At 71.6% G+C, this 26,973-nt stretch carries 21 protein-coding genes; 6 read left to right on the top strand and 15 right to left on the bottom strand.

The window, feature by feature from the left end:
* Positions 1-37 precede the first annotated feature (37 nt).
* Positions 38-1,495 (bottom strand): helix-turn-helix domain-containing protein, encoded by a 1,458-nt coding sequence (locus VR894_RS15305; RefSeq protein WP_324652905.1) that lies wholly within the window; start codon positions 1,493-1,495, stop codon positions 38-40.
* Between the two features lie 132 nt (positions 1,496-1,627).
* Between VR894_RS15305 and aceA the strand changes: the two genes are divergently transcribed.
* A complete protein-coding gene (gene aceA / locus VR894_RS15300) occupies positions 1,628-2,953 on the top strand; it encodes an isocitrate lyase (protein WP_324652903.1) in 1,326 nt (441 codons plus the stop codon).
* 190 nt (positions 2,954-3,143) lie between these two features.
* Entirely contained in the window at positions 3,144-4,790 is a 1,647-nt protein-coding gene (gene aceB, locus VR894_RS15295) for a malate synthase A (protein WP_416380854.1), read from the top strand.
* Positions 4,791-4,876: 86 nt separating this feature from the next.
* Here aceB and VR894_RS15290 read toward each other — a convergent pair whose 3' ends face one another.
* From VR894_RS15290 to VR894_RS15270, 5 genes are all read right to left on the bottom strand, one after another.
* Positions 4,877-5,926, bottom strand: a complete 1,050-nt coding sequence (locus VR894_RS15290; RefSeq protein ID WP_324652899.1) for a biotin/lipoate A/B protein ligase family protein — start codon at positions 5,924-5,926, stop codon at positions 4,877-4,879.
* A gap of 81 nt (positions 5,927-6,007) precedes the next feature.
* Complete coding sequence (gene cimA / locus VR894_RS15285; protein ID WP_324652897.1) at positions 6,008-7,621, bottom strand: citramalate synthase; 1,614 nt, start codon at positions 7,619-7,621, stop codon at positions 6,008-6,010.
* A 290-nt stretch (positions 7,622-7,911) separates the two neighbouring features.
* The gene (locus VR894_RS15280; RefSeq protein WP_324652896.1) at positions 7,912-9,006 is read right to left on the bottom strand and encodes a branched-chain amino acid aminotransferase; all 1,095 of its coding nucleotides are present in this window, start codon (positions 9,004-9,006) and stop codon (positions 7,912-7,914) included.
* 125 nt (positions 9,007-9,131) lie between these two features.
* A complete protein-coding gene (locus VR894_RS15275) occupies positions 9,132-10,190 on the bottom strand; it encodes a 3-isopropylmalate dehydrogenase (protein ID WP_324652895.1) in 1,059 nt (352 codons plus the stop codon).
* Positions 10,191-10,233: 43 nt separating this feature from the next.
* The gene (locus VR894_RS15270; protein WP_324652894.1) at positions 10,234-10,812 is read right to left on the bottom strand and encodes an ASCH domain-containing protein; all 579 of its coding nucleotides are present in this window, start codon (positions 10,810-10,812) and stop codon (positions 10,234-10,236) included.
* A 70-nt stretch (positions 10,813-10,882) separates the two neighbouring features.
* Here VR894_RS15270 and VR894_RS15265 point away from each other — a divergent pair, with 70 nt between their 5' ends.
* Positions 10,883-11,482, top strand: coding sequence for a DUF4870 domain-containing protein (locus VR894_RS15265; RefSeq protein WP_324652893.1), 600 nt, complete (start codon positions 10,883-10,885; stop codon positions 11,480-11,482).
* A 190-nt stretch (positions 11,483-11,672) separates the two neighbouring features.
* Entirely contained in the window at positions 11,673-12,797 is a 1,125-nt protein-coding gene (locus tag VR894_RS15260; protein ID WP_324652891.1) for a ScyD/ScyE family protein, read from the top strand.
* Between the two features lie 70 nt (positions 12,798-12,867).
* On the opposite strand, the gene ilvC is transcribed toward VR894_RS15260, so the two are convergent.
* The 4 genes from ilvC to VR894_RS15240 all read right to left on the bottom strand — a co-directional run bounded on the left by ilvC (position 12,868) and on the right by VR894_RS15240 (position 17,288).
* Entirely contained in the window at positions 12,868-13,896 is a 1,029-nt protein-coding gene (gene ilvC / locus VR894_RS15255) for a ketol-acid reductoisomerase (protein WP_324652889.1), read from the bottom strand.
* Between the two features lie 66 nt (positions 13,897-13,962).
* Positions 13,963-14,487, bottom strand: a complete 525-nt coding sequence (gene ilvN / locus VR894_RS15250) for an acetolactate synthase small subunit (protein ID WP_324652886.1) — start codon at positions 14,485-14,487, stop codon at positions 13,963-13,965.
* 13 nt (positions 14,488-14,500) lie between these two features.
* Positions 14,501-16,336 (bottom strand): acetolactate synthase large subunit, encoded by a 1,836-nt coding sequence (locus VR894_RS15245; RefSeq protein WP_324652885.1) that lies wholly within the window; start codon positions 16,334-16,336, stop codon positions 14,501-14,503.
* Between the two features lie 322 nt (positions 16,337-16,658).
* Complete coding sequence (locus tag VR894_RS15240; RefSeq protein WP_324652884.1) at positions 16,659-17,288, bottom strand: DUF6226 family protein; 630 nt, start codon at positions 17,286-17,288, stop codon at positions 16,659-16,661.
* Positions 17,289-17,332: 44 nt separating this feature from the next.
* Here VR894_RS15240 and VR894_RS15235 point away from each other — a divergent pair, with 44 nt between their 5' ends.
* A complete protein-coding gene (locus tag VR894_RS15235) occupies positions 17,333-18,313 on the top strand; it encodes a quinone oxidoreductase (protein WP_324652883.1) in 981 nt (326 codons plus the stop codon).
* Positions 18,314-18,395: 82 nt separating this feature from the next.
* Here VR894_RS15235 and ilvD read toward each other — a convergent pair whose 3' ends face one another.
* From ilvD to VR894_RS15210, 5 genes are all read right to left on the bottom strand, one after another.
* Complete coding sequence (ilvD, locus tag VR894_RS15230; protein ID WP_324652882.1) at positions 18,396-20,096, bottom strand: dihydroxy-acid dehydratase; 1,701 nt, start codon at positions 20,094-20,096, stop codon at positions 18,396-18,398.
* 152 nt (positions 20,097-20,248) lie between these two features.
* Positions 20,249-23,074, bottom strand: coding sequence for a M14 family zinc carboxypeptidase (locus tag VR894_RS15225; protein WP_324652881.1), 2,826 nt, complete (start codon positions 23,072-23,074; stop codon positions 20,249-20,251).
* A gap of 67 nt (positions 23,075-23,141) precedes the next feature.
* Positions 23,142-23,888, bottom strand: coding sequence for an amino acid ABC transporter ATP-binding protein (locus VR894_RS15220; RefSeq protein WP_324652880.1), 747 nt, complete (start codon positions 23,886-23,888; stop codon positions 23,142-23,144).
* Positions 23,885-24,670 (bottom strand): amino acid ABC transporter permease, encoded by a 786-nt coding sequence (locus VR894_RS15215; RefSeq protein ID WP_324652879.1) that lies wholly within the window; start codon positions 24,668-24,670, stop codon positions 23,885-23,887. The genes VR894_RS15220 and VR894_RS15215 overlap by 4 nt, the downstream gene beginning before the upstream one ends.
* A gap of 2 nt (positions 24,671-24,672) precedes the next feature.
* The gene (locus tag VR894_RS15210; RefSeq protein ID WP_324652878.1) at positions 24,673-25,494 is read right to left on the bottom strand and encodes an ABC transporter substrate-binding protein; all 822 of its coding nucleotides are present in this window, start codon (positions 25,492-25,494) and stop codon (positions 24,673-24,675) included.
* Between the two features lie 177 nt (positions 25,495-25,671).
* Between VR894_RS15210 and rocD the strand changes: the two genes are divergently transcribed.
* Positions 25,672-26,880 carry an ornithine--oxo-acid transaminase gene (rocD, locus tag VR894_RS15205; RefSeq protein ID WP_324652876.1) on the top strand — a complete coding sequence of 403 codons (1,209 nt, stop codon included), beginning with the start codon at positions 25,672-25,674 and terminating at the stop codon, positions 26,878-26,880.
* Positions 26,881-26,973 lie beyond the last annotated feature (93 nt).

The following is a 26,973-nucleotide window of genomic DNA, read 5'->3' as shown; positions in this document are numbered from 1 at the left end:
CCCGACCATATCGCCCTCGCCGGCATCTACCGGCCGCTCAGGCACGCGCGCTGTGCCGCTCGAGGAACTCGTACACCTCGGTGGCGTCGACGCCGGGGAAGGTCCCCGGCGGGATCGCGGCGAGCAGGTGCGAGTGGGCCCGGACGCTGGGCCACGAGTCCCCGGCCCACCGGGCGGCGAGCTCCGCGGGCGGCCGGCGGCAGCAGGCGGGGTCGGGGCACTGCGAGCGCGCGCGCACCGCCGTGTCCCGTCCCTGGAACCACTTGGCGTGGGCGAACGGGACACCGACGTCGATGGCGAAGTCACCGCTGCCGGTGCGCTCGACGTGCGTGGTGCACCAGTAGGTCCCTCGCCCCATGTCGGTGTACTGGTGGTGGGTGGCGTAGCGGTCGGCGTTGTCGAAGACCGCCCGGGACGCCCAGTAGCGGCACACGACCTGCCCCTCGATCGCGCCCGTGACGTCGGTGGGGAAGGCGACGTCGTCGTTCTCGTAGGCCTTGTAGATGACGCCGTCCTCCCCGACGCGCAGGAAGTGCACCGGGATGTCGAGGTGCTCGGTCGCGAGGTTGGTGAACCGGTGCGCGGCCGTCTCGTAGGAGACCGCGAAGGCGTCGCGCAGGTCGTCGATCGCGAGCTCACGCTCGGCCTTCGCCTCCCGGAGGAAGGTCACCGCGGCACGCTCGGGCACGAGCAGCGCAGCGGCGAAGTAGTTGACCTCGACGCGCTGGCGGAGGAAGTCGGCGTAGCTCGTCGGGTCGACGTGGCCGAGCGCCACGTGCCCCAGCGTCTGCAGGACGATGGTCCGCGGGTCCTGCCCGGCCCGGGCGGTGACCGGCAGGTAGATGCGGTGGTGGCGCCGGTCGATGATGGAGCGCGTCGAGCGCGGCAGGTCCGGCACCCGCTCGACCGTGAAGCCCAGGTGGCGTGTCACGGCCCCGACCCCGCGGTCGGTGAGCGGCCCGGCGTGGTGTCCGACGGCCTCGCCGATGCGGCCGGCGAGCGCCTCGATGTCGGTGAAGTAGTTGTGCCGGGCACGCATGGCGGCACGCAGCTCGGCGTTGGCCCGGCGTGCCTCCTCCGGGGTGGCGGCGCGCACGGCGGTCGCGCGGGCCAGCTCCCGGTGGATGCCGACGAGGGCCTCGAGCACCTCGGTGGGCAGGGTCGCCCCCGGCTTGACGACCGGCAGCCCCAGTGCCGAGTAGTGCGGGGACGCCTGTGCGCGCGCGAGGTCGATCTCCAGCGCCGCCCGGCGGGAGGGCGGCTCGGGGCGGAGCAGCTCCTCGACCGGCACCCTCAGCTCCCGCGCGATCGCGGCGAGCAGCGCCAGGCGCGGCTCGCGCCGCCCGTTCTCGATCTGGGAGAGCAGCGACTGCGCCCTGCCCACCCGTTCGGCCAGCTGCGCGAGCGTCAGCCCCCGGGCGCGACGCGCGTGTCGGATGCGAGGCCCGAGCACCGCGAGGTCGACGCCGTCTGCGTCGTCGGCACCGTTGGCCACTTCTTCTCCCTGGGTGAAGGAACGCGAAAGTTCACCCAGTTTAGCCCTGGGTGTGCGCTGCGTCACTCCCCCACTGTGTAGTCACGACGTTGTTCACCGGCCGGATGCAGCCGACGACCAGGGAGAAGACCGATGACCACGACACTCACCACCCCGACCACCACCGAGAACCCGACGGTCGGTACCCGTATCCGCAACGAGGCCGCCGACCTCGCCCAGGAGTGGGCGAGCAACCCCCGCTGGACCGGGGTCCGTCGCGACTACACCGCCGAGGACGTCGTCCGGCTGCGGGGCAGCGTCCGTGAGGAGCACACGCTGGCGCGGCGCGGTGCCGAGCGACTGTGGGAGCTGCTCCACACCCGCGACTACGTCCACGCGCTGGGCGCGATGACCGGCCTGCAGGCGACCCAGATGGTTCGGGCGGGCCTCGAGGCGATCTACCTCTCCGGCTGGCAGGTGGCCGCCGACGCCAACTCCGCCGGTCAGACCTACCCCGACCAGTCGCTCTACCCGGTCAACTCCGTGCCGAGCGTCGTGCGGCGCATCAACAACGCCCTGCTGCGGGCCGACGAGATCGCCTTCGCCGAGGGCACCGACCCCGGCTTCGACTGGCTCGCGCCCATCGTCGCCGACGCTGAGGCGGGCTTCGGTGGCCCGCTCAACGTCTTCGAGCTCACCAAGGCGCTCGTCACCGCCGGGGCAGCCGGCGTCCACTTCGAGGACCAGCTCGCCTCGGAGAAGAAGTGCGGCCACCTCGGCGGCAAGGTGCTCGTGCCGACCTCCCAGCACGTGCGCACCCTGAGCTCGGCCCGCCTCGCGGCCGACGTCCTCGGCGTGCCGACCCTCGTCGTCGCCCGGACCGACGCCCTCGCAGCCACCCTCATCACCAGCGACATCGACCCGCGCGACGCCGCGTTCACCACCGGTGAGCGGACCGCCGAGGGCTTCTACCGCACGCAGCCCGGCGTCGACGTCGTCGTCGCGCGTGCTCTGGCCTACGCCCCCTACGCCGACCTCATCTGGGTGGAGACCGCCACACCGGACCTCGGGCTCGCGCGCCGCGTCGCCGAGGCCGTCCGCGAGCAGCACCCCGGCACGATGCTCGCCTACAACTGCTCACCGTCGTTCAACTGGAGGAAGCACCTGGACGACGACGAGATCGCCGGCTTCCAGCGCGAGCTCGGCGCGCTCGGCTACGCCTTCCAGTTCATCACCCTGGCCGGCTTCCACCAGCTCAACCACGGCATGTTCGAGCTGGCCCAGGGCTACGCCCGGGACGGCATGACCGCCTACGTCGAGCTCCAGGAGAAGGAGTTCGCCGCCGAGGAGCGCGGCTACACCGCCACCCGCCACCAGCGGGAGGTCGGCACCGGCTACTTCGACCTCGTGTCCACCACCCTCAACCCCACCAGCGACACCCTCGCCCTGCGCGGCTCCACCGAGGAGCAGCAGTTCTGAGGCCGGTCCCGGCACCGCACCGCCGCCGCCCCCACCAGGACGCTCCCCGACCGCCACCACCGACTCGCGAAGGACCCCAGCCATGACCACGCAGACCACCTCCCCCCTGCGCTACCAGCGCCCCCTCACCCCACCCAGCCCGGGATCGCCGTCGTCGGCGCCCACACCCGCCTCGGCGGGACGCGAGCCGATGCCGCCGGTGGAGCGCCGTCGTCGTCGCCGCGAGCGCGACCCGTTCGGGCTCGAGGGAACGGTGCGGACCACCGTCCACACCCCGATCACCCCGGCGACCGAGACGGTCCTCACGCCGCGGGCGCTCGCGTTCCTCACCGAGCTGCACCGCCGCTTCGCGGGCCGCCGCGCCGAGCTGCTCGAGCTGCGCCAGCAGCGGCGCCAGGAGCTCGCCGACGGGGCCCGCCTGGGCTTCCGGCCGGAGACCCGCCACATCCGCGAGGACACCTCGTGGCGGGTCGCTCCCCCGGCACCGGGGCTGGAGGACCGGCGGGTGGAGATCACCGGGCCCACCGAGCGCAAGATGACGATCAACGCGCTCAACTCCGGGGCCAAGGTGTGGCTGGCGGACCTCGAGGACGCCAACACCCCGCATGTCGACAACGTCTTCGGCGGCCAGGTCAACCTGCGTGACGCGATCCGCCGCACCATCGCCTGGACCTCCCCGGAGGGCAAGGAGTACCGCCTGCGCGGCGGTGACCTGCCGACCATCGTCGTGCGGCCCCGCGGGTGGCACCTCACCGAGAAGCACCTGCGCTTCGACGGTCAGCCGATGTCGGCGAGCCTGGTGGACGTCGGTCTCTACCTGGTCCACAACGCGCACGCGCTGCTCGCCCGTGGCGTCGGCCCCTACCTCTACCTGCCGAAGATCGAGAACCACCTCGAGGCGCGGCTGTGGAACGAGGTCTTCACGTTCAGCGAGCGGGAGCTGGGCCTCGAGCACGGCACGATCCGCGCGACGGTGCTCATCGAGACGATCACCGCGGCCTTCGAGATGGAGGAGATCCTCTACGAGCTGCGGGACCACAGCGCCGGGCTGAACGCCGGCCGCTGGGACTACATCTTCTCCCTCATCAAGATGTTCCGGGACCGCCCGGACATGGTGCTTCCGGACCGCGTGGACGTGACGATGACGGTGCCCTTCATGCGGGCCTACACCGAGCTGCTCGTGCGCACCTGTCACCGCCGCGGCGCCCACGCCATCGGCGGCATGTCGGCCTTCATCCCGACGAAGGACGCGCAGCGCAACGAGGAGGTCCTCGCCTCGGTCCGCGCGGACAAGCAGCGGGAGGCCGACGCCGGCTTCGACGGGTCGTGGGTGGCCCATCCCGGCATGGTCGACGCCGTGCGGGAGGTCTTCGACGCCACCCTGGGCTTCACACCGAACCAGCTCCACCGGCAGCGCGAGGACGTCACGGTCACGGCGGCCGACCTGCTGGACGTGCGGCCCGGGACGGTCACGCCCGAGGGGCTGCGCACCAATGTGGCAGTGGCGCTCCGGTACCTGGAGGCGTGGCTGGACGGCCGCGGCGCCGTCGGCATCTTCGGTCTCATGGAGGACGCCGCGACGGCCGAGATCTCCCGGTCCCAGGTGTGGCAGTGGATCAGGCACGGCACGGTGCTGAGCGACGGCCGCCCGGTCACGCGTGAGCTCGTCCGCTCGGTCCTCGAGGAGGAGCAGGGCCGGCTCGTCGCCGAGGCGGGGACGGACACCGCGCGGGTCGAGCGGGTGGCGCAGGCAGCGGAGCTGTTCGCCGAGACGGCGCTGAGCACCGACTACCCGGCGTTCCTCACCATTCCCGCCTACGCCCGCCGGGTGGCCTGACCTCCCTCGCCCGCCTGGGACGCGCGTCCGGCCGGACGCGCGTCCCAGGCGGCGGGGGCGGTGCGGGGCGACGACGACGGCGGGGCTCAGGGGACGCGCGTGGTCCAGGCCTCGTCGAGGAACTTGGTGCGCACGAGCTCCTCGGCGCGCGCCAGCTCGTCGGCGGTGTAGTCCGAGCGGACGGTGTCGTAGCGGCCCTCGAAGTGGGCGATGAACGCGTCGATGATGTCGGCGCGGGCCATGCCGGTCTGCGAGCGCATCGGGTCGACGCGCTTGTTGGCGCTCCTGGTCCCCTTGTCCGACATCTTCTCCCGGCCGATGCGCAGCACCTCGAGCATCTTGTCGGCGTCGATGTCGTAGCTCATCGTCACGTGGTGCAGGACGACGCCGCTCGCGAAGCGCTTCTGCGCGGCACCGCCGATCTTGCCCTGCTCGGAGGCGATGTCGTTGAGCGGGACGTAGCGCGCGCGGATGCCGACGTCGGCGAGCGCACCGAGGACCCAGTCGTCGAGGAACGCGTAGGACCGCTCGAAGCTCAGGCCCTCGACGAGCGAGGTGGGCACGACGAGGGAGTAGGTGATGCAGTTGCCGGGCTCCATGAACATCGCCCCGCCGCCGGAGACGCGGCGCACGACCATCATGTCGTGGCGTGCCAGGCCCTCGGCGTCGATCTCGTTCCTCACCGACTGGAAGGAGCCGATGACGACGAGGGGGGCGTCCCAGTCCCAGATGCGCATGAGCGGCCGCCGCCGCCCCGCGGCGACCTCGCCGGGCAGCACCTCGTCGAGGGCGACGTGCATCGCCGGGTGCATCGTGCGGGCCGGGATGACGTCGAAGGTGTGGTCGGACCAGCTGGTGGCGTGCCCGAGCGCGCGCCGGACGGCGATCCCCACCGCGTCGGCGGTGAAGCCGACCAGGGCGACCTCCGGGTCGAGCGACCGCGTGACCGCCTGGGCCAGCTCCTCGGCGCCGGCCGTCGCGGGCATGCCCTCGAGCGCGGCGTTGATGTCCTCGAGCGCCGAGTCCGGCTCGAGGAAGAAGTCACCGGAGAGGCTGACGTTGCGCAGCCGGTCCTCGACGACGTCGACGTCGACCGCGACGAGCTTGCCTCCGGGGACCTTGTACTCACCACGCACCCGCCCAGCCTAGCCCGCCGGTGCGCCGTCCCCCGCTCGTCGGTCCCCGCCGAGATCGCAGTCCGGGTCCGGCCGGCTCCGTCAGCGTGGCGAGACGCCCCGGTGGAGGAGCCCGTAGACGACGGAGTCGACCAGCGCCTCCCAGCTGGCCTCGATGATGTCGGGCCCCACGCCGACGGTGCTCCACGAGCGCACACCGTCGGAGGTCTCGATGAGCACACGGGTCGTGGCGTCGGTGCCCGACTGGGTGTCGAGGATGCGCACCTTGAAGTCGATGAGCTCGAAGTCCTCCAGCTCGGGGTACACGTCGACGAGTGCCTCCCGCAGCGCGTGGTCCAGTGCGTTGACCGGTCCGTTGCCCTCCCCGGTGCACACGACGCGGCCCCGCCCGGTGTGGAGCTTGACGGTGGCCTCGGCCAGGGTGAGGGAGATGTCCTCGCTCAGTGTCTGCACCATGGCGCGCCAGCTCTCGACGGTGAAGTAGCGGGGGCGGGTGCCGTCGAGCTCCTCACGCAGGAGCAGCTCGAAGGACGCGTCCGCGGCGTCGAAGGTGTAGCCCTGCGCCTCCGCGGCCTTGACGCGCTCGGTGACCTTCGCCAGGACGTCGGCCCGGTCGGACAGGTCGATCCCCAGCTCGCGGCCCTTGAGCTCGATGCTCGCGCGACCGGCCATCTCCGAGACGAGCATGCGCATGTCGTTGCCGACAGCGACCGGGTCGATGTGCTGGTAGAGGTCCGGGTCCACCCGGATCGCCGACGCGTGCAGGCCCGCCTTGTGCGCGAAGGCGCTGGAGCCGACGTAGGGCTGGCGCGCATAGGGGCTGATGTTGGTGATCTCGCTGATGGCGTGGGACAGCCTGCTGGACTCGCGCAGCCCGTCGCCGGCGAGGGTCGGCACCCGGTGCTTCAGCTCGAGGTTGGCGACGCAGGTGACGAGGTCGGCGTTGCCCGTGCGCTCGCCGTAGCCGTTGACCGTGCCCTGGACGTGGCGCACCCCGGCCTCGACGGCGGCGATCGAGTTCGCGACGGCACAGCCCGTGTCGTTGTGGGCGTGGATGCCGAGCCTGCCGTCGACGGCGGAGCGGACCTCCGTGACGATCTCGCCCACCCACCCGGGAAGCATGCCGCCGTTGGTGTCGCACAGCACGACGACGTCCGCGCCGGCGTCGAGAGCGGCGCGGGCCGCCCGCAGGGCGTAGGCGCGGTCGAAGCGGTACCCGTCGAAGAAGTGCTCGAGGTCGACGATGACCTCGCGGTCCTGGTCCTTGAGGTAGCGGGTGGTCTCGGCGATCATCCGCAGGTTCTCCTCGCCGGTCGTGCGCAGCGCACGCTCGACGTGCCGGATGTCGCTCTTGGCCACGATCGTGACGACGGGCGCCTCGGAGTCGACGAGCGCCCGGACCTGGGGGTCGTCGTGGGGGCGGGTGCCGGCCTTGCAGGTCGAGCCGAACGCGGCGAGGCGGGCGTGCTTGAGGTCGAGCTCCTTGGCGGCGCGCGCGAAGAACTCGGTGTCCTTGGGGATCGCGCCTGGCCAGCCGCCCTCGATGTAGCCCACACCGAGCTCGTCGAGCAGGGGCGCGATGGCGAGCTTGTCCGCCACGGAGAGGTTCATCCCCTCCTGCTGCGCGCCGTCGCGCAGTGTCGTGTCGTAGACGTCGATGGCGAGCTCACCCTGCGGACGCGTCGTCGTGCTCATGTCACCCATTCCCTTGCTCCTGCGGTCGCAGTCCTGCTCCCCGACGGGGGTGGTGCCGGTCTCGGCCCGGTCCTCTCCCGGGTGCTGCCGGGAGAGGTGGCCCCGGCAACAAAAAAACCCCCCGTGGTACGGGAGGTTGCGCACGTGGCGGATGGTGCCGCGTGCGCTAGCCGATAATGAGCCGGAACTGCATGGGCGTCATCATGCCACACCCGAGGAGTGACGAGAACCACCGTCCGGATGGCGGCGGGCGCCCGCGGGGCACGCCGGCGTCCGGCGCGCCCCGCCGGTCAGGCGAGTCGGTGCATCCAGCCGTGCGGGTCATCGGCACGGCCGAACTGGATGTCGGTGAGCTGACCGAAGAGCTGGGTGGTGATCGGCCCGGCGCCGCCGTCGGCGACGGTGACGTCGAAGGACTCCCCCGCCAGGCGGCCGATGGGCGTGATGACCGCCGCGGTGCCGCAGGCGAAGACCTCGCGCACGGACCCGTCGCGGATCCCGGCGAGCAGCCCCTTGACCGGGATGTCGCACTCCTCGACCCGCGTCCCCTGCTCACCGAGGAGGGCGAGGATCGAGGAGCGAGTCACGCCCTCGAGGATGGTGCCGGTGAGGGCGGGGGTGCGCACGACACCGTCGGCGCCGACGACGAACACGTTCATCCCGCCGAGCTCCTCGAGGTTCGTCCGCGTCGCGGCGTCCAGGAAGCACACCTGGTCGAAGCCCTCGCGCTGGGCGGTCTGCTGAGGGAGCAGGCTGGCGGCGTAGTTGCCACCGAACTTCGCGGCGCCGGTGCCGCCGGGGCCCGCGCGGTGGTAGTCCTCGGCCACCCAGATGGACACCGGCTCGAAGCCCTTGACGAAGTAGGGGCCCACCGGCGAGGCGATGACGAGGTACTCGAAGCGGCGGGAGGGACGCACCCCGAGGAAGGGCTCGGTCGCGATCATGAACGGCCGCAGGTAGAGGCTGGCGCCCTCGGTGGACGGCACCCACTCGAGGTCGGTCTCCACCAGCGCGCGGATCGAGCCGAGGAAGTCCTCCTCGGGCAGCTCCGGCATCGCCAGCCGCCGCGCGGAGGCCTGGAAGCGCCGGGCGTTGGCCTCCGGGCGGAAGGCCCACACCGAGCCGTCGGCGTGCCGGTAGGCCTTGAGCCCCTCGAAGATCTCCTGCGCGTAGTGGAGGACAGCGGCCGCCGGGGACAGCTCGAGCGGCGCGAAGCCCTCGACGCGGTGCCCCTGCCACCCGCCGTCGGCCGTCCAGGTGGCGCGGGCCATGTGGTCGGTGAAGTCGACCCCGAAGCTCAGCCGGTCGAGGACCGCGGTGCGCTCGGCCGTCGTCCGGGGGCGCGAGCTCGGCACGATGGCGAAGTCGGCGGGTGCAGTGGTCATGACGGGCCTCCAGCGGTCGTTCGTGTCAGTCGCCCGGGAGGGACGGGTGCTGGTGAGTGCGGTGGTGCACGTGCTGAGAGTAGCCCCTCGCACGGTGTGGCCCCGGGGCGTTGGCCCCGCCGGGCTCAGCGGACCGGGACGTGTCCCGCGACCGCGGCCGCGAGCGCGTCGCCCACCTCGCTGGTCGAGCGGGGCGTGGTGCCGCGTGCGGCGATGTCCGCGGCGACGGCCGCCTCCACCCGGGCGGCGGGAGCCGCGTACCCGAGGTGGTCGAGGAGCAGCGCGACGGACAGCACCGTGGCGGTGGGGTCGGCCTTGCCCTGCCCGGCGATGTCCGGCGCCGAGCCGTGCACGGGCTCGAACATGCTGGGCGCGGTGCGGTCCGGGTTGACGTTGCCCGAGGCGGCCAGCCCGATGCCGCCGCTGATGGCGGCGGCGAGGTCGGTGATGATGTCACCGAAGAGGTTGTCGGTGACGATGACGTCGAACCGCGCCGGGTCGGTGACGAGGAAGATCGTCGCGGCGTCGACGTGGAGGTAGTCCACCGTGACGTCGGGGAAGTCCTCACCCACGGCGTCCACCGTCCGGCGCCACAGGTGCCCGGCATGGACGAGGACGTTGTGCTTGTGGACCAGGGTGAGCTTCTTGCGCGGCCGGGCCGCGGCGCGAGCGAAGGCGTCCCGCACGACGCGCTCGACGCCGAAGGCGGTGTTGACGCTCACCTCGTTGGCGACCTCCTGCGGCGTCCCGACCCGGATGGCGCCACCGTTGCCGACGTAGGGACCCTCGGTCCCCTCCCGGACGACGACGAAGTCCACCTCGCCGGGCGTCGCCAGCGGCGTGGGCACACCCGGGAAGAGGCGGGTGGGCCGCAGGTTGACGTAGTGGTCGAGCTCGAAGCGCAGTCGCAGCAGCAGCCCGCGCTCGAGCACGCCGCTCGGGACGGTCGGGTCGCCGACGGCGCCGAGGAGGATGGCGTCGTGCCCGCGCAGCGACGCGAGCTCCTCGTCGGTGAGGGTCTCGCCGGTGCGGTGCCAGCGGGCGGCGCCGAGGTCGTAGGGCGTGGTGCGGACCTCGACGTCCTCGCCGGCCAGCGCGGCGTCGAGGACCTTGAGCCCCTCGGCGACGACTTCCGGACCGATGCCGTCCCCGGCGATCACTGCAAGGTCGATGGTGCTCGTCATGCACCCAGGCTAGTCCGGGCGTCCACCGATCGGGACGGGCGTCTCACGTAGTGACCGGCTCGGGCACGTCCGCGGTCGTCCGGGGCGGCTTCGGGTCGAGCAGCCGGAAGTGCTCGAGGACGACCGGGGTGGTGTCGTCGAAGGTGCTTCCCACCTCGGCGAGCTCCCCCCTGAAGAAGGGCTCGTGCACCCTGCGCCAGTGCGCGAGGGACAGGTCCCCCTCGCCCTCGGCTGCGGCGTGGGCCTCGTCCACGTCCCGGTAGGGCACGACGGCGATGCTCGTGGTGACGATGAGTGCCCGGGGCCGTCCGGCGCCGTCGAGGATGATCGACAGGTCGCCGGGCGCGGGCACCGACACGCCCTGGTGGGCGTACGGCTCCGCGGCGCTGGCCGTGGCGGTCTTGCGCCCTGCCAGGACCAGCTCGAGCAGGGAGTCGGCCTCCTCGGGGTCGGACCCGAAGGACCACGCGGGCGGCTGGACGGCGCCGATCGCCTGCTGGCCCACGACGACGTCGAGCCGGTTGAGGCCGGCGCGCTTGCGCGCGGTCGCCCAGTACGCCGCCACGGCACCCTCGCGTGCCTCGTCCTGCGAGCCGTGCGGTCCCTCGTCGTTCGTCGTCATGAACCAGAGTCTGCCAGCACGCGGGGTGCGTACGCTGGACGCAGCAGTGCCCGCCGACGAAGGAGCCACCATGTCCACCACCCCTCCCCCCGGAGGCAGCCGCCCCGACCAGCCGTCGGGGGACGAGTCGTACGGGCAGCAGCCCGGCGGGTCCGGTGGTTCCGCGCCCCACGGGCAGCCCTACGGCGGGCAGTCCTACAGCGGCCAGGCATACGGCGGCGAGGGCTACTCCGGCCCGCCGCCCCACGGTGGGCAGTCCTACGGGCAGGCGCCCTACGGGCAGGCCCCGTACGGGCAGCCGCCGCACCAGCAGCCGGGGGGTGACGACCGCACGATCGCGGTCCTCGCGCACCTGTCGCCGCTCATCGCCCTGATCCTCAGCGCCGGCTGGCTGAGCTTCCTCGGTCCGCTCATCGTCTGGTTCGTCTGGCGCGACCGCGGGCCACTGGTCCGCAACGCCGCCGCGAGCGCCTTCAACTTCAACATCACCGTCTGGGTCGCCAACATCATCGCCTGGGTGTGCGCGTTCACCCTGATCCTGCTGCCCCTGTCGATCGTCCTGTGGGTCGGCGCCTTCATCGTCCAGGTCGTGCTGTCGGTCAAGGGCGCGATCTCGGCCAACCGCGGCGAGGTGTACCGCTACCCCCTCCAGGTGCCGATCCTCATGTGACCTCCGGGGTGAGGCGCGGTCCACCCCCGAATCCACCGCTGACAACCTGGCAGCCCTGTGGTACACGCCAATAGCCTCGCGCTGTCCCGGGGTGCTCCTCCTCAGTCACCGCCGATTACCGTTACCGCACTCCCGGGTACCGGCCGTCTCAGCCAGAGACGGCCGTCGGCACTCACGCCTGGAGAATCGCATGCGAAAATCCGTTCTGACGGCCGGAGCCGGCATCCTGGCCCTGACAGCCACACTCGTCTCCGTCCCCGCTCAGGCAGGTGGCCACGACCGCGAACCGCAGGTCATCGCCAGCGGCCTGGTGGGACCCCTGAGTCTCGACGTCGGCCACGGCGGCGACGTCCTCGTCAGCCAGTCCTTCGCCGGGCTGCTGTCCAAGGTGGACAAGCGCGGGAGGGTGACCAACCTCCACCAGCTGGAAGCCGAGGCCGGCGAGATCGTCGGCGTCGACAACGAGCTTGGTTACACCTACCACATCGAGAACGTCTTCAGCGGCGAGGTCCCGACCAGCCACATCGTGAAGACCTCGAAGAAGGGGCACCGGACCGTCGTCAGCGACGACTTCTGGGCCTACGAGATGGAGCACAACCCGGATGCCGGCATGACCTACGGCTTCCGGGACCTGAGCCAGAGCTGCGCCGACGAGGTCGCGACGCTGGAGGAGGCGGCCGGATTACCGCTCAACGAGTACACGGGTATCGTCGAGTCCCACGCCTACCAGCTCGAGGTCCAGGACGGGAACATCTACGTGGCGGATGCCGCCATGAACGCCGTCCTCAAGGTCGACGAGCAGACCGGAGAGATCTCGACGGTCGCGGTCCTGCCCGCCACCACGATCACGTTCACCGCGGAGCTGGAGGCAGCGCTCGAGTCCATGCTGCCGCCGGGCGCAGACGTGCCCGACTGCGTCGTCGGGGCGAGCTACACCCCCGAGCCGGTGCCGACGGACGTCAAGGTCGACAGGCACGGCAAGCTCTACGTGTCGACGCTCCAAGGCGCCGCCGGGGAGATCCTGCCGCTGAGCAAGATCTACCACGTCGACCCCGAGACCGGCCGCTCCACCGAGGTTGCCGGCGGCATGCACGGCGCGACGGGTCTTGACCTGGCGCCGACCGGCAGCTTCCTCGTCGTCGCCGAGATGTTCGCCGGCGAGGTCTCCATGGTCCGCCTGCGCAACTGGACGGGGTCGGCCGAGACCATCTTCACGGCGGACTCGCCGGCCGACGTCGACGTCTCCGGCAGGACCGTCTTCGCCACCACCGGAACCTTCGGTGACGGCGCCCTGGTGAAGTACCGGCTCCCGTAGTCCGGGCGTCGTGACGCGCGAGGCCCCGGCCGGGGCGAACCCGGCCGGGGCCTCACGCGTGCGCGAGACGTCAGCGCGCGACGCTGCCCTCGGTGTAGTCGGTGTCCCGGCTCTCCGCCCAGCTGAAGAGCTTGCGCAGCTCACGGCCGGTGGACTCGATCGGGTGCTGCTCGCCCTTGGCGCGCAGCTCCTTGAACTCCGGCGCGCCGGCGTCCTGGTCCGTGATGAAGCGGTCGGCGAAGGCGCCGGACTGGACGTCGGCGAGGACGGCCTTCATGTTCTCCTTGACCTCCGGGGAGATGACCCGGGGACCGGAGACGTAGTCGCCGTACTCGGCGGTGTCGGAGACGCTCCACCGCTGCTTGGCGATGCCGCCCTCCCACATGAGGTCGACGATGAGCTTGAGCTCGTGGAGCACCTCGAAGTAGGCGACCTCCGGCTGGTAGCCGGCCTCGGTGAGCACCTCGAAGCCGTACTGGACCAGCTGCGACGTCCCGCCGCAGAGCACGGCCTGCTCGCCGAACAGGTCGGTCTCGGCCTCCTCGGTGAAGGTGGTCTTGATCCCGCCGGCACGCAGCCCGCCGATCGCCTTGGCGTAGGCCAGTGTCGTGTCCCAGGCGGTGCCCGAGGCGTCCTGCTCGACGGCGACGATCACCGGCACGCCACGGCCGGCCTCGTACTCCCGGCGCACGGTGTGGCCCGGTCCCTTGGGGGCGACCATGACGACGTCGTGGTCGGGGGCCGGCTTGATGTAGCCGAAGCGGATGTTGAAGCCGTGGGCGAACAGGAGGGTCGCGCCCGCCTTGAGGTTGGGCTCGATCTGGTCGGCGTACAGGCTGCGCTGCACCTGGTCGGGGGCGAGGATGACGACGACGTCGGCGCCGGTGACGGCCTCCGCGATGCCCGTGACGGGCAGCCCCTGATCCTTCGCCTTGGCCTCCGAGGAGCTTCCCTCGCGCAGGCCGACGACGACGTCGACCCCCGAGTCGCGCAGGTTGAGCGCGTGGGCGTGTCCCTGGCTGCCGTAACCGATGACGGCGACCTTCTTCCCGGCGATGACGGACAGGTCGGCGTCGTCGTCGTAGTACAGCTCAGCCACTGTGTTTCTCCCTGGTGTTGATGGTGGTGGTGCCGGCGTGGGCCGGCGCTGGGTCAAGTATGCGGTTCAGGCCGTGCGGACCCGCTCGAGGGCCCGGTCGGTCATCGAGCGGGAGCCGCGACCGATGGCCACCGTGCCGGACTGGACGATCTCGCGGACGCCGTGGGGGTCGAGCGCGGTGAGGAGCGCGTCGAGCTTGCTCGGGGACCCGGTCGCCTCGATCGTCACGGCGTCCGGTGCGACGTCGACGACGTGCGCGCGGAAGAGCTCGACGACCTGCAGCACCGCGGTGCGCGAGGCGTCGTCGGCCCGGACCTTGACGAGGAGCAGCTCGCGCTGCACGGAGGTGTCCCGCTCGAGCTCGACGATCTTGATGACGTTGATCAGCTTGTTCAGCTGCTTCGTCACCTGCTCGAGGGGCAGGTCGGCCGCGTCGACGACCACCGTGATCCGGGAGATCTCCGGGTGCTCGGTCGGTCCGACGGCGAGGGAGTGGATGTTGAAGGCGCGGCGGGCGAACAGTGCGGCGACGCGGGTGAGCACGCCGGGCTTGTTCTCCACCAGCACGGACAGGGTGTGACGGTCACTCATCGAGGTCCTCGCTTCACTCGTCGCGGTCCCACGTGGGGGTGATCCCCCGCGCGTACTGGATGTCGTCGTTGCTCACGCCGGCGGCGACCATCGGCCACACCATCGCGTCGCGGCTGACGACGAAGTCGACGACGACGGGACGGTCGTCGATCTCCATCGCCCGCTTGATCGTGTCGTCGACGTCCGCGACGGTCTCGGCACGCAGGCCGACGCAGCCGTAGGCCTCGGCGAGCTTGACGAAGTCGGGGATGCGCGCCGTCTCGTGCCCCGTGTTGAGGTCGGTGTTGGAGTAGCGGCCGTCGTAGAACAGGGTCTGCCACTGGCGGACCATGCCGAGGGAGGAGTTGTTGATGACGGCCACCTTGATCGGGATGCCCTCGAGGGCGCAGGTGGCCAGCTCCTGGTTGGTCATCTGGAAGCAGCCGTCGCCGTCGATGGCCCACACGGTGCGGTCGGGCATGCCCACCTTGGCGCCCATGGCGGCGGGGACGGCGTAGCCCATCGTGCCGAGGCCGCCGGAGTTGAGCCAGGTGCGCGGGTGCTCGTAGCGGATGAACTGCGCGGCCCACATCTGGTGCTGGCCCACGCCCGACGCGTAGATGGACTCCGGCCCGGAGATCTCGCCGATCCGGCTGATGACGTGCTGCGGCGCGACGAGACCGTCCTCCGTGGGTGTCCAGCCGAGCGGGAAGTTGGTGCGCAGGTCGTCCAGGCGGCGCCACCACTCCTCGATGTCGGGCTTGCCGAACTGCTCGTGCGCGGCGGCCAGCTCGGTGACGAGGTCGGTGAGCGTGTCGGACAGGTCGCCGACGATCGGGACGTCGGCGTGCCGGTTCTTGGAGATCTCCGCGGGGTCGATGTCCGCGTGGACGATCGTGGCCCTGGGGGCGAAGGAGGAGAGCTGACCGGTGACGCGGTCGTCGAAGCGGGCGCCGAGGGCGACGATGAGGTCGGCCTGCTGCAGCGCGGCCACGGCCGGCACCGAGCCGTGCATCCCGGGCATCCCCAGGTGCTGCGGGTGCGAGTCGGGCAGCGCGCCGCGGGCCATGAGCGTGGTGACCACGGGCGCACCCGACAGGTCGGTGAGCCGGCGCAGCTGGGCGGAGGCCTGGGCACGGATGACACCGCCGCCGACGTACAGCACCGCGCGCCGGGACGTCGCGAGCAGGCGCGCGGCCTCGCGGACCTGCCTGCCGTGCGGCTTGACCGAGGGCCGGTAGCCGGGCAGGTCGAGCTGCTGCGGCCAGCTGAAGGTGGTGCGTGCCTGCTGGGCGCTCTTGGCGATGTCGACGAGCACCGGGCCGGGGCGGCCGGTCGAGGCGATGTGGAAGGCCTCGGCGATGCGGGCGGGGATCTCGTCGGGGTCGGTGACGAGGAAGGAGTGCTTGGTCAGCGGCATCGTCGCCCCGACGATGTCCGCCTCCTGGAAGGCGTCGGTCCCGATGGCGCTGGCGCCCACCTGTCCGGTGATCGCCACGAGCGGGACCGAGTCCATGTTCGCGTCGGCGAGCGCCGTGATGAGGTTCGTCGCGCCCGGCCCGGAGGTCGCCATGCACACGCCGACCTTCCCGGTCGCCGCTGCGTAGCCCGTCGCGGCGTGGCCCGCGCCCTGCTCGTGGCGCACGAGGATGTGCCGCAGCCGCGTGGAGTCGAACAGCGGGTCGTAGGTCGGCAGGATCGCACCGCCGGGGATGCCGAAGATGACCTCCGCACCGACCTCCTCGAGCGAGCGGACGATGCTCGTGGCGCCGTCGACCTCCTCGGCTACCGGCTCGACCGTCGGGGGGACGATCTGTGCCGGCGGGCGCGGTGTGCTGCGCGGCGGCGCGGGGACTGGTCCCTTGGCCATGGTGACCCTCCTGGTACCTCGGTGGTGGTGCGGCAGAGCGGCAAACAAAAAACCCTCCGACCCGAAGGCGGGTGCGAAGGGATGCGCGCAGCGGACCGGCTCAGCGGTCGGCGGCTGCGCGCCTGCTAAGTACGACGTCCTGCTGCATGCCGCAACTGTAACCCGGCCACCGGGCGCCCTCCACGACGTCTCACATCGTGGAGCGCGTGTCCGCCCCCCGGACACCCTCCCCCTCCCGCCGAGAGCGGAGTTGTTGCGGCTCCGGCGCCCGGCGCCCACGCCCTGTCCGCCGGGAGCAGTGCCGGTCCGGCGCCGCTGTCGGTCACGGGCGGCGCGGCCATTGACGCCAGGGCCGACCGTCGAGCCGCCTGAGTGCCGCGTGGGCGGCGCTCCTCCGGTGCCGCGGGACCCGGTTCGCCACCTGGCCGCCCGAGCTGACACGGCCGTGCGGGCCGGCGAGCGAGTACTGCATCCACGGCCGGGGCCAGCGGGTGACGCGCTCCCCGTAGTGTCCCTCGGCCACACCGAGCACGAGTTCCTCCAGACCGTCGGCCTCGCTGCGCCACGTCGCGTCGCACGCGTCGCAGCCGCACCCGGGGAAGGGGAAGTCGTGCAGCAGCCCCGCGTGGACCAGCACGGAGTGGTCGTCGAGGAGGACGACGGTGAGCGCCGCGGCGTCGGCCACCCGCGGCGTCAGCCGTACCGCCCGGACGACGCCGTCGCCCGCGACGGAGAGGTCCTCCTCGACGAGGACGTCGTAGGTGGCGGTGAGGTGCTCGACGAGCGCCTCGGCGACGCGGCGCAGCGGAGCGAAGCGCTCGGGGTTGCTGACGACGGAGTAGGTCTCCTCCGGTGGCGAGTCCGTGCCCCAGCGGTTGCCGTAGTCGATGACCGCGCCGTTCTCGTCACGGAACACCTGCTCGGGCACCGCCGGTCGGGTGTAGCCGCTCACGGCTGCCACGGTACCCCGCGGCGGCGACGGGTATACATGGGGGTATGCGAGCCATCCACGCAACAGAGGCCGGGGGCCCCGAGGTCCTCACCGTCGTCGACCTGCCCGAGCAGCCGCCTGGACCGGGCGAGGTCCGGGTCGAGGTCGCCGCCGCCGGCGTCAACTTCATCGACACCTACCGGCGTAGCGGCGTGTACCCGGTGGACTACCCGCACGTCGTCGGCTCCGAGGGCGCGGGACGCGTCGTCGAGGTGGGCGACGGCGTCACCGAGTTCTCCGTCGGCGACCACGTCGCGTGGGCGGCGGTCCCCGGCAGCTACGCCGAGCGGGTGAACGTCCCGGTCGAGGACGCCATCCCCGTCCCCGCCGAGATCGACCTCCACACCGCTGCCGCCCTCCCCCTCCAGGGGATGACCGCTCACTACCTCAGCGCCTCGACGTTCCCGATCTCACCGGGCGACGTCGCGCTCGTGCACGCCGGTGCCGGCGGTGTCGGCCTCCTGCTCACTCAGCTCGTCGTCCGCCGTGGCGGGCGGGTGATCTCCACCGTCGGCACCGCGGAGAAGGAGATCCTCTCCCGGGAGGCCGGCGCCGAGCAGGTGATCCGCTACACCGAGCTCGACGACCTCACCGCCCAGCTGCCCGAGATCGTGCGCGAGCACGCCGGCGGGCGGGGTGTCGACGTGGTCTACGACGGCGTGGGGCGCGCGACCTTCGACGCCTCGCTGGCCAGCCTGCGGCCGCGCGGCATGCTCGTCCTGTTCGGCGGCTCGAGCGGGCAGGTGCCGCCGTTCGACCTCCAGCGGCTGAACAGCGCGGGGTCGGTGTTCGTCACCCGCCCGACGCTGGTGCACTACACCGCCGACCGCGCCGAGCTGCTCTGGCGGGCCGCCGACCTGTTCACCGCCGTGGCCGAGGGGCTGTCGGTGCGGATCGGCCAGGAGTTCCCGCTGGCGGAGGCGGCCGCCGCCCACACCGCACTCGAGGGACGCCAGACGACCGGAAAGGTGCTGCTCGTCCCTTGACCTCCTCATCTCACACAGAACGCCGAGAGTCGAGCTGCTCCGCGGAACAGCTCGACTCTCGGCGTCGTGACGGGCGAGCGGCCTACTCGAGGATGGCGCCGCGCGAGGCGGACTGGACGAGCTTGGCGTACTTGCCGAGCACACCCTTGGTGAACTGGCGGGGCAGCGGCTCCCAGCCCTCCCGACGGCGGGCGAGCTCGTCGTCGTCCACGAGCAGGTCGAGGGTCTTGCCCGCGACGTCGAGGCGGATCCGGTCGCCGTCGCGGACGAAGGCGATCGGTCCGGCGTCGACGGCCTCGGGTGCGACGTGCCCGACGCACAGGCCGGTCGTGCCGCCGGAGAACCGGCCGTCGGTGAGGAGCAGGACGTCCTTGCCGAGACCGGCGCCCTTGATGGCGCCGGTGATGGCGAGCATCTCGCGCATGCCGGGGCCCCCCTTGGGGCCCTCGTACCGGATGACGACGACGTCGCCGGCCTGGATGGTCCCGTCCTCGAGCGCGTCCATCGCGGCGCGCTCACGCTCGAAGACGCGGGCCGTGCCCTCGAAGACGTCGGAGTCGAAGCCGGCCGACTTGACGACGGCGCCCTCCGGGGCCAGGGAGCCGCCGAGGATGGTGATGCCGCCGGTGGCGTGGATCGGGTTGTCCAGTGCGCGCAGGATCTTGCCGTCCGGGTCCGGCGGGTTGATGCCGGCGAGGTTCTCCGCGACGGTCTTCCCGGTGACAGTGAGGCAGTCGCCGTGGAGCAGGCCGGCGTCGAGCAGCGCCTTCATGACGACGGGGACGCCACCGATGCGGTCGACGTCGTTCATGACGTAGCGGCCGAAGGGCTTGAGGTCGCCGAGGTGCGGGACGCGGTCGGCGATGCGGCTGAAGTCGTCGAGCGTGAGGTCGACCTCGGCCTCGTTGGCGATGGCCAGGAGGTGGAGCACCGCGTTGGTCGACCCACCGAAGGCCATGACGACGGCGATCGCGTTCTCCAGCGACTTCTTGGTGATGATGTCGCGGGTGGTGATGCCCTGGCGGAGCAGCTCGACGACGGCCTCACCGCTGCGGTGCGCGAAGGCGTCGCGGCGGCGGTCGGCCGAGGGCGGGGCCGCGGAGCCGGGCAGCGACATGCCCATGGCCTCGGCGACCGAGGCCATGGTGTTGGCGGTGTACATCCCGCCGCAGGCACCCTCGCCGGGACAGATCGCCCGCTCGATACGGTCGAGGTCGCCCTTGCTCATGAGCCCGCGTGCGCAGGCGCCGACCGCCTCGAACGCGTCGATGAGCGTGACGTCCTTCTCGGTGCCGTCCTCGAGCTTGACCCACCCGGGCATGATCGTGCCCGCGTAGAGGAAGACGGCGGCGAGGTCGAGGCGGGCGGCGGCCATGAGCATGCCGGGCAGCGACTTGTCACAGCCCGCCAGCAGGATGGAGCCGTCGAGGCGCTCCGCCTGCATGACGGTCTCCACGGAGTCGGCGATGATGTCGCGCGAGACGAGGGAGTAGTGCATGCCCTCGTGCCCCATGGAGATGCCGTCGGACACCGAGATGGTCCCGAACTGCAGCGGGTAGCCGCCGCCGGCGTGGACGCCCTCCTTGGCTCCCTGGGCGAGCCTGTCGAGAGAGAGGTTGCAGGGCGTGATCTCGTTCCACGAGCTCGCGATGCCGATCTGCGGTTTGGCGAAGTCCTCGTCGCCCATGCCGACGGCGCGGAGCATCCCTCGCGCGGCCGTCGCCTCCAGGCCGTCAGTGACCTGGCGGCTACGCGGCTTGATGTCCTTGGCGTCGGTGGTCATGGGCCGAGTCTAGGACTCCCCGCCGTCCCGCACGGTCACCGTTCGAGCGGCAAGACATGCCCCCTCCCCCATGGTCCGGGTGGCACCCGTGCGTGGTCGCGAGACCGGCACGGGTGCCACCCTGACCTCGGGCGGGCTACCCGGGCGGCTGCTCAGGCGGTGAGGCGACGGCGCGTGACGAGGACACCGGCCCCTCCGGCGAGCAGGACGAGAGCCACGAGGAGCGGCCAGGCGTCCGCCCCGGTACGCGGCAGGCGCCCCTCGCCACCCGCCGCGGGCTGCGTGGGCGACGGCCCGGAGGTCGGCGGCTCCGTCTCCGTGGGCGGCACCGTCGTCGGCTGCTCGGTCGTGGGCTCCTCGGTGGTCGGCTCCTCGGTCGGCTCCTCGGTCGTCGGCTCCTCCGTGGGCTCCTCCGTGGGGGCCTCGACGAGCGCACCCTCGGGGCCCGCCCAGAACAGTGCCGCCGCGACGTCGTCGAACATCCCGCGTGGGTGGGTGCGGAAGAACGGGTCGGTGCCGAAGACGAGCGACCGCGCGCCGTCGTCGTTCACCGCGGAGATGACGGACGGTTGCCCGGCCGCCTGCCCCGGTCCCGCGGTGCCGTCCTCGTTCGGCAGCCAGTGACCGCTGAGCAGGGGCTCGGCGGTGTAGGTCTGCTCGACCGTGACCTCGTTGCCGAGGTCGGTGAAGTACGCCGGACCGTAGGCGAAGGCCGCGTCCTCCGCCTGCGCTGCGATGACGCCGTCGGCGGTGTCGACCAGGACGACGCCGTTCGCCCGGCCCGGTCCGACGACGACGTACGCCTCGAACAGCTCGAGCTCCTCCGCCGCCCAGGCACCGGCGTCCGCCGTGGCGACGACCCCCTTGCCGGAGTCGACGTACGCCTCGAGCGCGTCGTCCGCGACGTCGTCGTCCTCGCCCAGCCGCAACCGGCTCCCGAGCCACAGCACGTCGATCTCCTCGAGGTCGACGCTTCCGTCGGTCAGGCCCTCGACCGTCACGCGCACCGGCTCGACGAAGCCCAGGCCGCTGAGCACGAGCTCATCCTCCCCGCCGTAGGTGCCGCTCGACGTGAAGCCGACGCGCAGCGCGGACAGCCCGCGGACGTCGTCGCCGGCGAGCTCGGTGCCGTCGGTGGCCGTGAAGGTCACCCCGAACACCTCGCTGGCCGCCTCGGCGGCCGCGAGCCCGTCCGGGCCGACGACGACGGTGCCGTCACCGACGTCGGTGACGGCGACCCCGGACGCCAGCAGCTCGTTGACGGCCTGCACGGCCGCGACGCCGTCCAGCGCGAGGCTGACGTAGTCAGCGTCCTGCGGGAAGCTCCCGGTGCCGGGGGCGACGACCAGCGGCGTCGTCGTGACGTCGAGTGCCGGGTCGGTGGTCGCTCCGACGCTGTCGACCTCGGCGCCCCACAGGCGGCCGAGGCTCCACGCCGAGATGTCGTACATGCTCGGGACACGGTCGGAGATGTCCGAGCCGTCGGAGAGCAGCACGTTGGCCAGGCCGCGCAGCGGCTGGTGCATGTCGACGACGAAGGTGCCCGCCGGGTAGTCCTGGCCGCCCGCGGTGAAGGCGGTGTCGGCCGCCCCGACCTCCACGCCGTGGGCGAGGAGGTGGTCGACGAGCGTCGCGGCGTCGGTGGAGCCGGCCGGGATGACGTAGGCGCGCGGGAAGTCGGTGCCCGTGACGTCGGCCTCGTCCCACTCGGCGGCCCACTGGTCCGGGCCCTCGTAGTTCTCCGGGTCCGGGTTGGCGGGGATGTCCCGCAGCGGCTCTCCGGCCTCGCCGCGGCGGAAGATCTCCATCTGGTTCCCGAGGATCGCGTCGCGGTTCTCCTGGACGTAGGCGACCGTCGACTCGATGACCTGGTGACCGACCTGGCGGTTGGTCTCCAGCCGCGCGGCGTTCTCCGCGAGCTGCTCCTCCTCGGTCTCCGCGCGGCTGCGGCCGGGGCCGAGCTCGACGGTGTAGGCGATGGAGCCCTGGAACTGGACGTACTGGGGGGTGAAGATGGGCGGCCAGCCGTCCCAGCCGTCCGGGATGTCACGGAACGGGATGATGATCCCGCCGTCGTCGGTGAGCGGATTGCCCTCGATGTCCGCGGCGACGACGTCCTGCTCGATGCGCAGTGCGGCGGCGTAGGAGTAGGGCATGAGGAGGTCGTGCTCGTAGTTCTCACCCTGCGGTGGGCCGGTGGGCTCGACCTGGAGGTTGCCCGTGTAGCCGTGGATGTCGATGAAGAACACCGGCTGGAGGTCTCCGGTGAGGTCACGGATCGCCCGGGTCTCCGGCGTCGTGTTGGTGATGAAGTCGCGGTTCGCGTCGAGGTTGAGGGCCGTGGCGCGCGTCCCGGCCACGCGGCCGTCCGGGTTGTTGCTCACCGTGAAGTACAGGCGGTTCTCCTCGGCGAGCCGGATCGCCTCCTCGTCGCCGGCCTCCAGGGCGGCCACCAGGTCGGTGATGTAGGACAGGGAGGCGTCGGTGCCGTCCCACTCGTTGCCGTGGATGTTGTTGTTGAACCAGATCGGCACCTTGTACCCGGCACGCAGCTCGGCGTCCGCCTGCGCGGCGTCGGCGTCGTGCTTGATGCGGTCGCGCCACTCGTCCTGCTGGGCGCTCTCCTCGGCCGTCTCCGGCGCGGTGATCGTCACGAGGTAGAGGTCACGTCCGGCGGTGGACTGCCCCACCACCTCGGTCGAGACATACTCGCTGGTGTCCGTCAGCCCGTTGAGGAGCGGGGCGATCTCGTGGAACGGGACAGCGCCGCGCCAGTAGGACTGGTCCTCCTCGTCGGCGGGCGGTTCCCTCAGCGGCTGCTGGCGGGGGTAGGGCTGTCCGTCGTCCTCGGCCAGTGTGCTCCCGGGGACCAGCGAAGGCGCCGGTCCCCCTGGGCCCGCGCCGGCGGTGGGCGCCACCACCGCCCCGAGCAGCACGGCGGACATTGCGGCCGCGCCCCAGACTCGTCGAACCTGCATGGTGATCCTCTCGTTGACCTTGCGGGGTTTGAGGAGGAGCACTGGCGCCGGTGGAGGGGCGCGGCTGCTAGAGCACCTTGGACAAGAAGGCTTGTGTGCGTGCGTGGCGAGGTGCGGCGAGCACCTCCTCGGGCACCCCCTCCTCGACGATGAGGCCGTCGTCCATGAAGACGAGGCGGTCGCCCATCTCGCGGGCGAAGCCCATCTCGTGGGTGACGACCATCATCGTCATCCCCTCCGAGGCGAGCAGCTTCATGACGTCGAGCACCTCACCGACGAGCTCGGGGTCGAGGGCGGAGGTCGGCTCGTCGAAGAGCATCATGTCGGGGTTCATCGACAGCGCCCGGGCGATCGCCACCCGCTGCTGCTGGCCCCCGGACAGCTGGGCGGGGTACGCGTCGGCCTTGTCGGAGAGCCCCACGCGTTCGAGCATCGCGCGGGCGGTCTCCTCCGCCTCCTGCTTGCCCCGCCGCAGCACCCGTCGCTGGGCGATGGTGAGGTTGCCCGTGACGTCGAGGTGCGGAAAGAGGTTGAACTGCTGGAACACCATGCCGATCCGGGTCCGGACGGCGTCGATGTCGCAGTCCGGGTCGAGGATGTCCACGCCCTCGATCCGCAGCTCACCGGCGCTCGGCTCCTCGAGGCGGTTGACCGTCCGCAGGAGCGTCGACTTGCCGGAGCCGGAGGGGCCGATGACGCAGACGACCTCCCCCGTGTGCACCGACAGGTCGATGCCCTTGAGCACCTCGTTGTCCCCGAAGCTCTTGCGCAGACCGGCGATCTCGATCGCCGGTGCGTCGACCGTTGCTGTCATCGTCCCCTCGCCAGGCGTCGTTCGAGCACCGCCACGAGCCGGGTGAGCGGGATCGTGATGAGCAGGTAGAGCATCGCGGCCATGACCAGCGTCGTGCCGTTGCCCGTGTTCGTCAGGCCGTCCCGCGCGAACGTCGTCAGCTCCTTGGTGAGCACCGTCGACCCGGCGATGAACAGCAGCGAGGTGTCCTTCAGGAGCAGGACGAACTCGTTGGTCAGCGGCGGGATGATGATGCGGAAGCCCTGGGGCAGCACGATCCACCCCATGGTGCGTGTCGGGGACATCCCGAGCGACCGGGCCGCCTCGGCCTGCCCCTTGGGAACCGCCTGGATGCCGGAGCGGATGACCTCGGCCATGTAGGCGGACGCCACGAGGATGAGCCCGATGAGCCCGGCACCGACCTGCCCGCCGGGCACGCGGAAGCCCAGGGCGATCGGCACCATGTAGGCCATCGCGAAGATGGTGAGCAGCGCCGGCAGGCCACGGAACAGCTCGATGTAGGCCGTGGCGAACCAGCGGTAGGGCGCCACGCTGGAGAGCTTCATGAGGGCGAAGACGATGCCGAGCACCAGGCCGCCGACGAAGGAGATCAGGGTGAACAGGATCGTGTTCTTCAGCGCGATCGTGATGATCTCGGGGAACTGGTCCCGGGCGATGTCGAGCTGGAAGAACTGCTGTGCCAGCCGCCCCCAGTCGGTGACGAGGATGACCACGGCGAGCACCGCGAAGAACAGGACGTACATCCCCGCCCTGGTCAGCCGGCGCCGTGTCGTGATGCGCATGACTACTCTGCGTCGGTGGCGAAGTAGGAGTCGTAGATCTCCTCGTAGGTGCCGTCGTCGCGCAGCGTCTGCAGGGAGTCGTTGATGGCGTTGACGAGCTCCTCGGGAGCGTCCTCGGCCATCGCGTACCCGTACTGCTCGTCGGTGGTGTACTCCTCCACGATGACGTACTCGCCACTCTCGTCGACGTGCGTGATGTTCACCGGGAGGTCCTGGAGGATCGCGCCGATCTGCCCGGCCTGGAGGGCCGACCACAGCTCACCGTCGCCCTGGTACTCGACGAGGTTGGTTCCCTCCGGGGTGTTCTCCTGGGCGTAGGCGAGACCGGTGGTGCCGGCCTGGACGCCGACGTTCACGCCGGCGAGGTCCGCGATGGACCCGATGCCGGAGTCGGCCGGGACGAGGAGGGACTGGAGCGAGTCGTAGTAGGGGTCGGAGAAGGTGAGGTTCTCCTGGCGCTCCTCGGTGATCGTGATCGCCGAGGCGCCGATGTCGCACTGGCCCGCGGCCAGCGTCGTGCCCGACTGGAGGGCCTCGAAGCTCACGTTCTCGACCCGGAGGTCGAGCTCGAGCTCGTCGGCGATGGCCTGGAGCAGGTCGATGTCGAAGCCGCTGTACCCGCTGGGAGCGTCGGGGTCCTCGACCTCGAAGGGCGGGTAGGGCACGTTCGAGCAAGCCGTCAGCGTGCCGCTGTTGACGAGGTCCAGGCCCGCGTCGTCCGCGGCACCCCCCTCGCCCCCGTCCCCGCACGCCGAGACGAGCAGGACGGCGGCTGCCGCAGCAGCGGCGAGCGTGCCACGACGGGCGCGAGGGTGAGAGTTCATGGTGCGGTGTCCTTCTGTGGGTGTCAGTCGGCTGGCGGACATGTTACGCGGTGTTGCGTTTCCGGACTGTAACGGGGACGGACCGGATCGTCTCGGTGGCCCGGAGCGAAAAAGGCCGAACGGGCACCGCGTGCCCGACCTACCATCGGAGCACCCGTACAGCACCGGAGGGCGCACATGGGCTCGACCGACACGATCGCCAGCGAGGCCGCGGTCCTGGCGCAGACCTACTCCCCGCTCCCCGTCGTGCTCACCGAGGGGCACGGGGTGTGGGTGCGGGACGTCGAGGGCCGCGAGTACCTCGACGCCCTGGCCGGCTACTCCGCGCTCAACTTCGGGCACGGCCACCCGGTACTCGTCGCCGCCGCCGAGCAGCAGCTGCGGCGGCTCACCCTGACGAGCCGCGCCTTCCACAACGACCGCCTGGCCGAGTTCGCGCAGCGCCTTGCGCGACTGTGCGGCAAGGACCGCGTGCTGCCGATGAACACGGGCGCGGAGGCGGTCGAGACCGCCATCAAGGTCGCCCGGAAGTGGGCCTACACCCGGCGGGGGGTGCCGGACGGCCGGGCTCGCATCATCGTCGCCGAGGGCAACTTCCACGGGAGGACGACGACGATCGTCGGCTTCTCCACCGACCCCGCGGCACGCAACGGCTTCGGCCCGTTCGACGGCGGGTTCGACACGGTGCCGTTCGGTGACGTCGGCGCTCTCGAGCACGCCGTCGGCCCGACGACGGCTGCCGTCCTCATCGAACCGGTCCAGGGCGAGGCTGGCGTCGTCCTGCCCCCGCCCGGGTACCTCGCCGCCGTGCGGGAGGTCTGCGAGCGCCACGGTCTCCTGCTGCTGGCGGACGAGGTCCAGAGCGGCCTCGGCCGCACGGGGAGCACCTTCGCCTGCGACGACGAGGGCGTCGTGCCGGACGTCTACATCCTGGGCAAGGCCCTCGGTGGCGGGATCCTGCCCGTGTCCGCGGTCGTCGCGGACGACGACGTCCTCGGGGTGCTCGGGGTCGGGGAGCACGGCTCCACATTCGGGGGTAACCCGTTGGCCGCGGCCGTCGGAACTGCAGTGGTCGGGCTGCTCGAACCCGGAGACATCCAGGCGCACGTCCGCACGCTCGCCCCGCTGCTCGAGCAGGGGGTGGCGCGCCTGCGCGGCCTGGGTCTGCGCGCCTGCCGGGTCCGCGGCCTGTGGGCCGGCCTGGACCTCGACCCGCGCGTCGGGAGCGGGCGCCGGCTCTGCGAGCAGCTCCGGCTCCGTGGCGTGCTCGCCAAGGACACGCACGGGGCGACCATCCGCCTCGCGCCGCCCCTGCTCATCACCGAGCAGGAGCTGGGGATCCTGTTGGACCGCCTCGAGCTGGCGCTCCGCGACCTCACCGGGTGAGGACCGCACGGGCCGAGAAACACGTATGGGCCGCAACGGTTGTTGCGGCCCATAGGTGAATGGGTGTTCGGCGGTGTCCTACTCTCCCACGTA

The organism is Georgenia sp. H159, from assembly GCF_035607575.1.
Classification (GTDB): Bacteria; Actinomycetota; Actinomycetes; order Actinomycetales; family Actinomycetaceae; genus Oceanitalea.
This window is presented reverse-complemented; position numbering and strand designations above follow the sequence as displayed.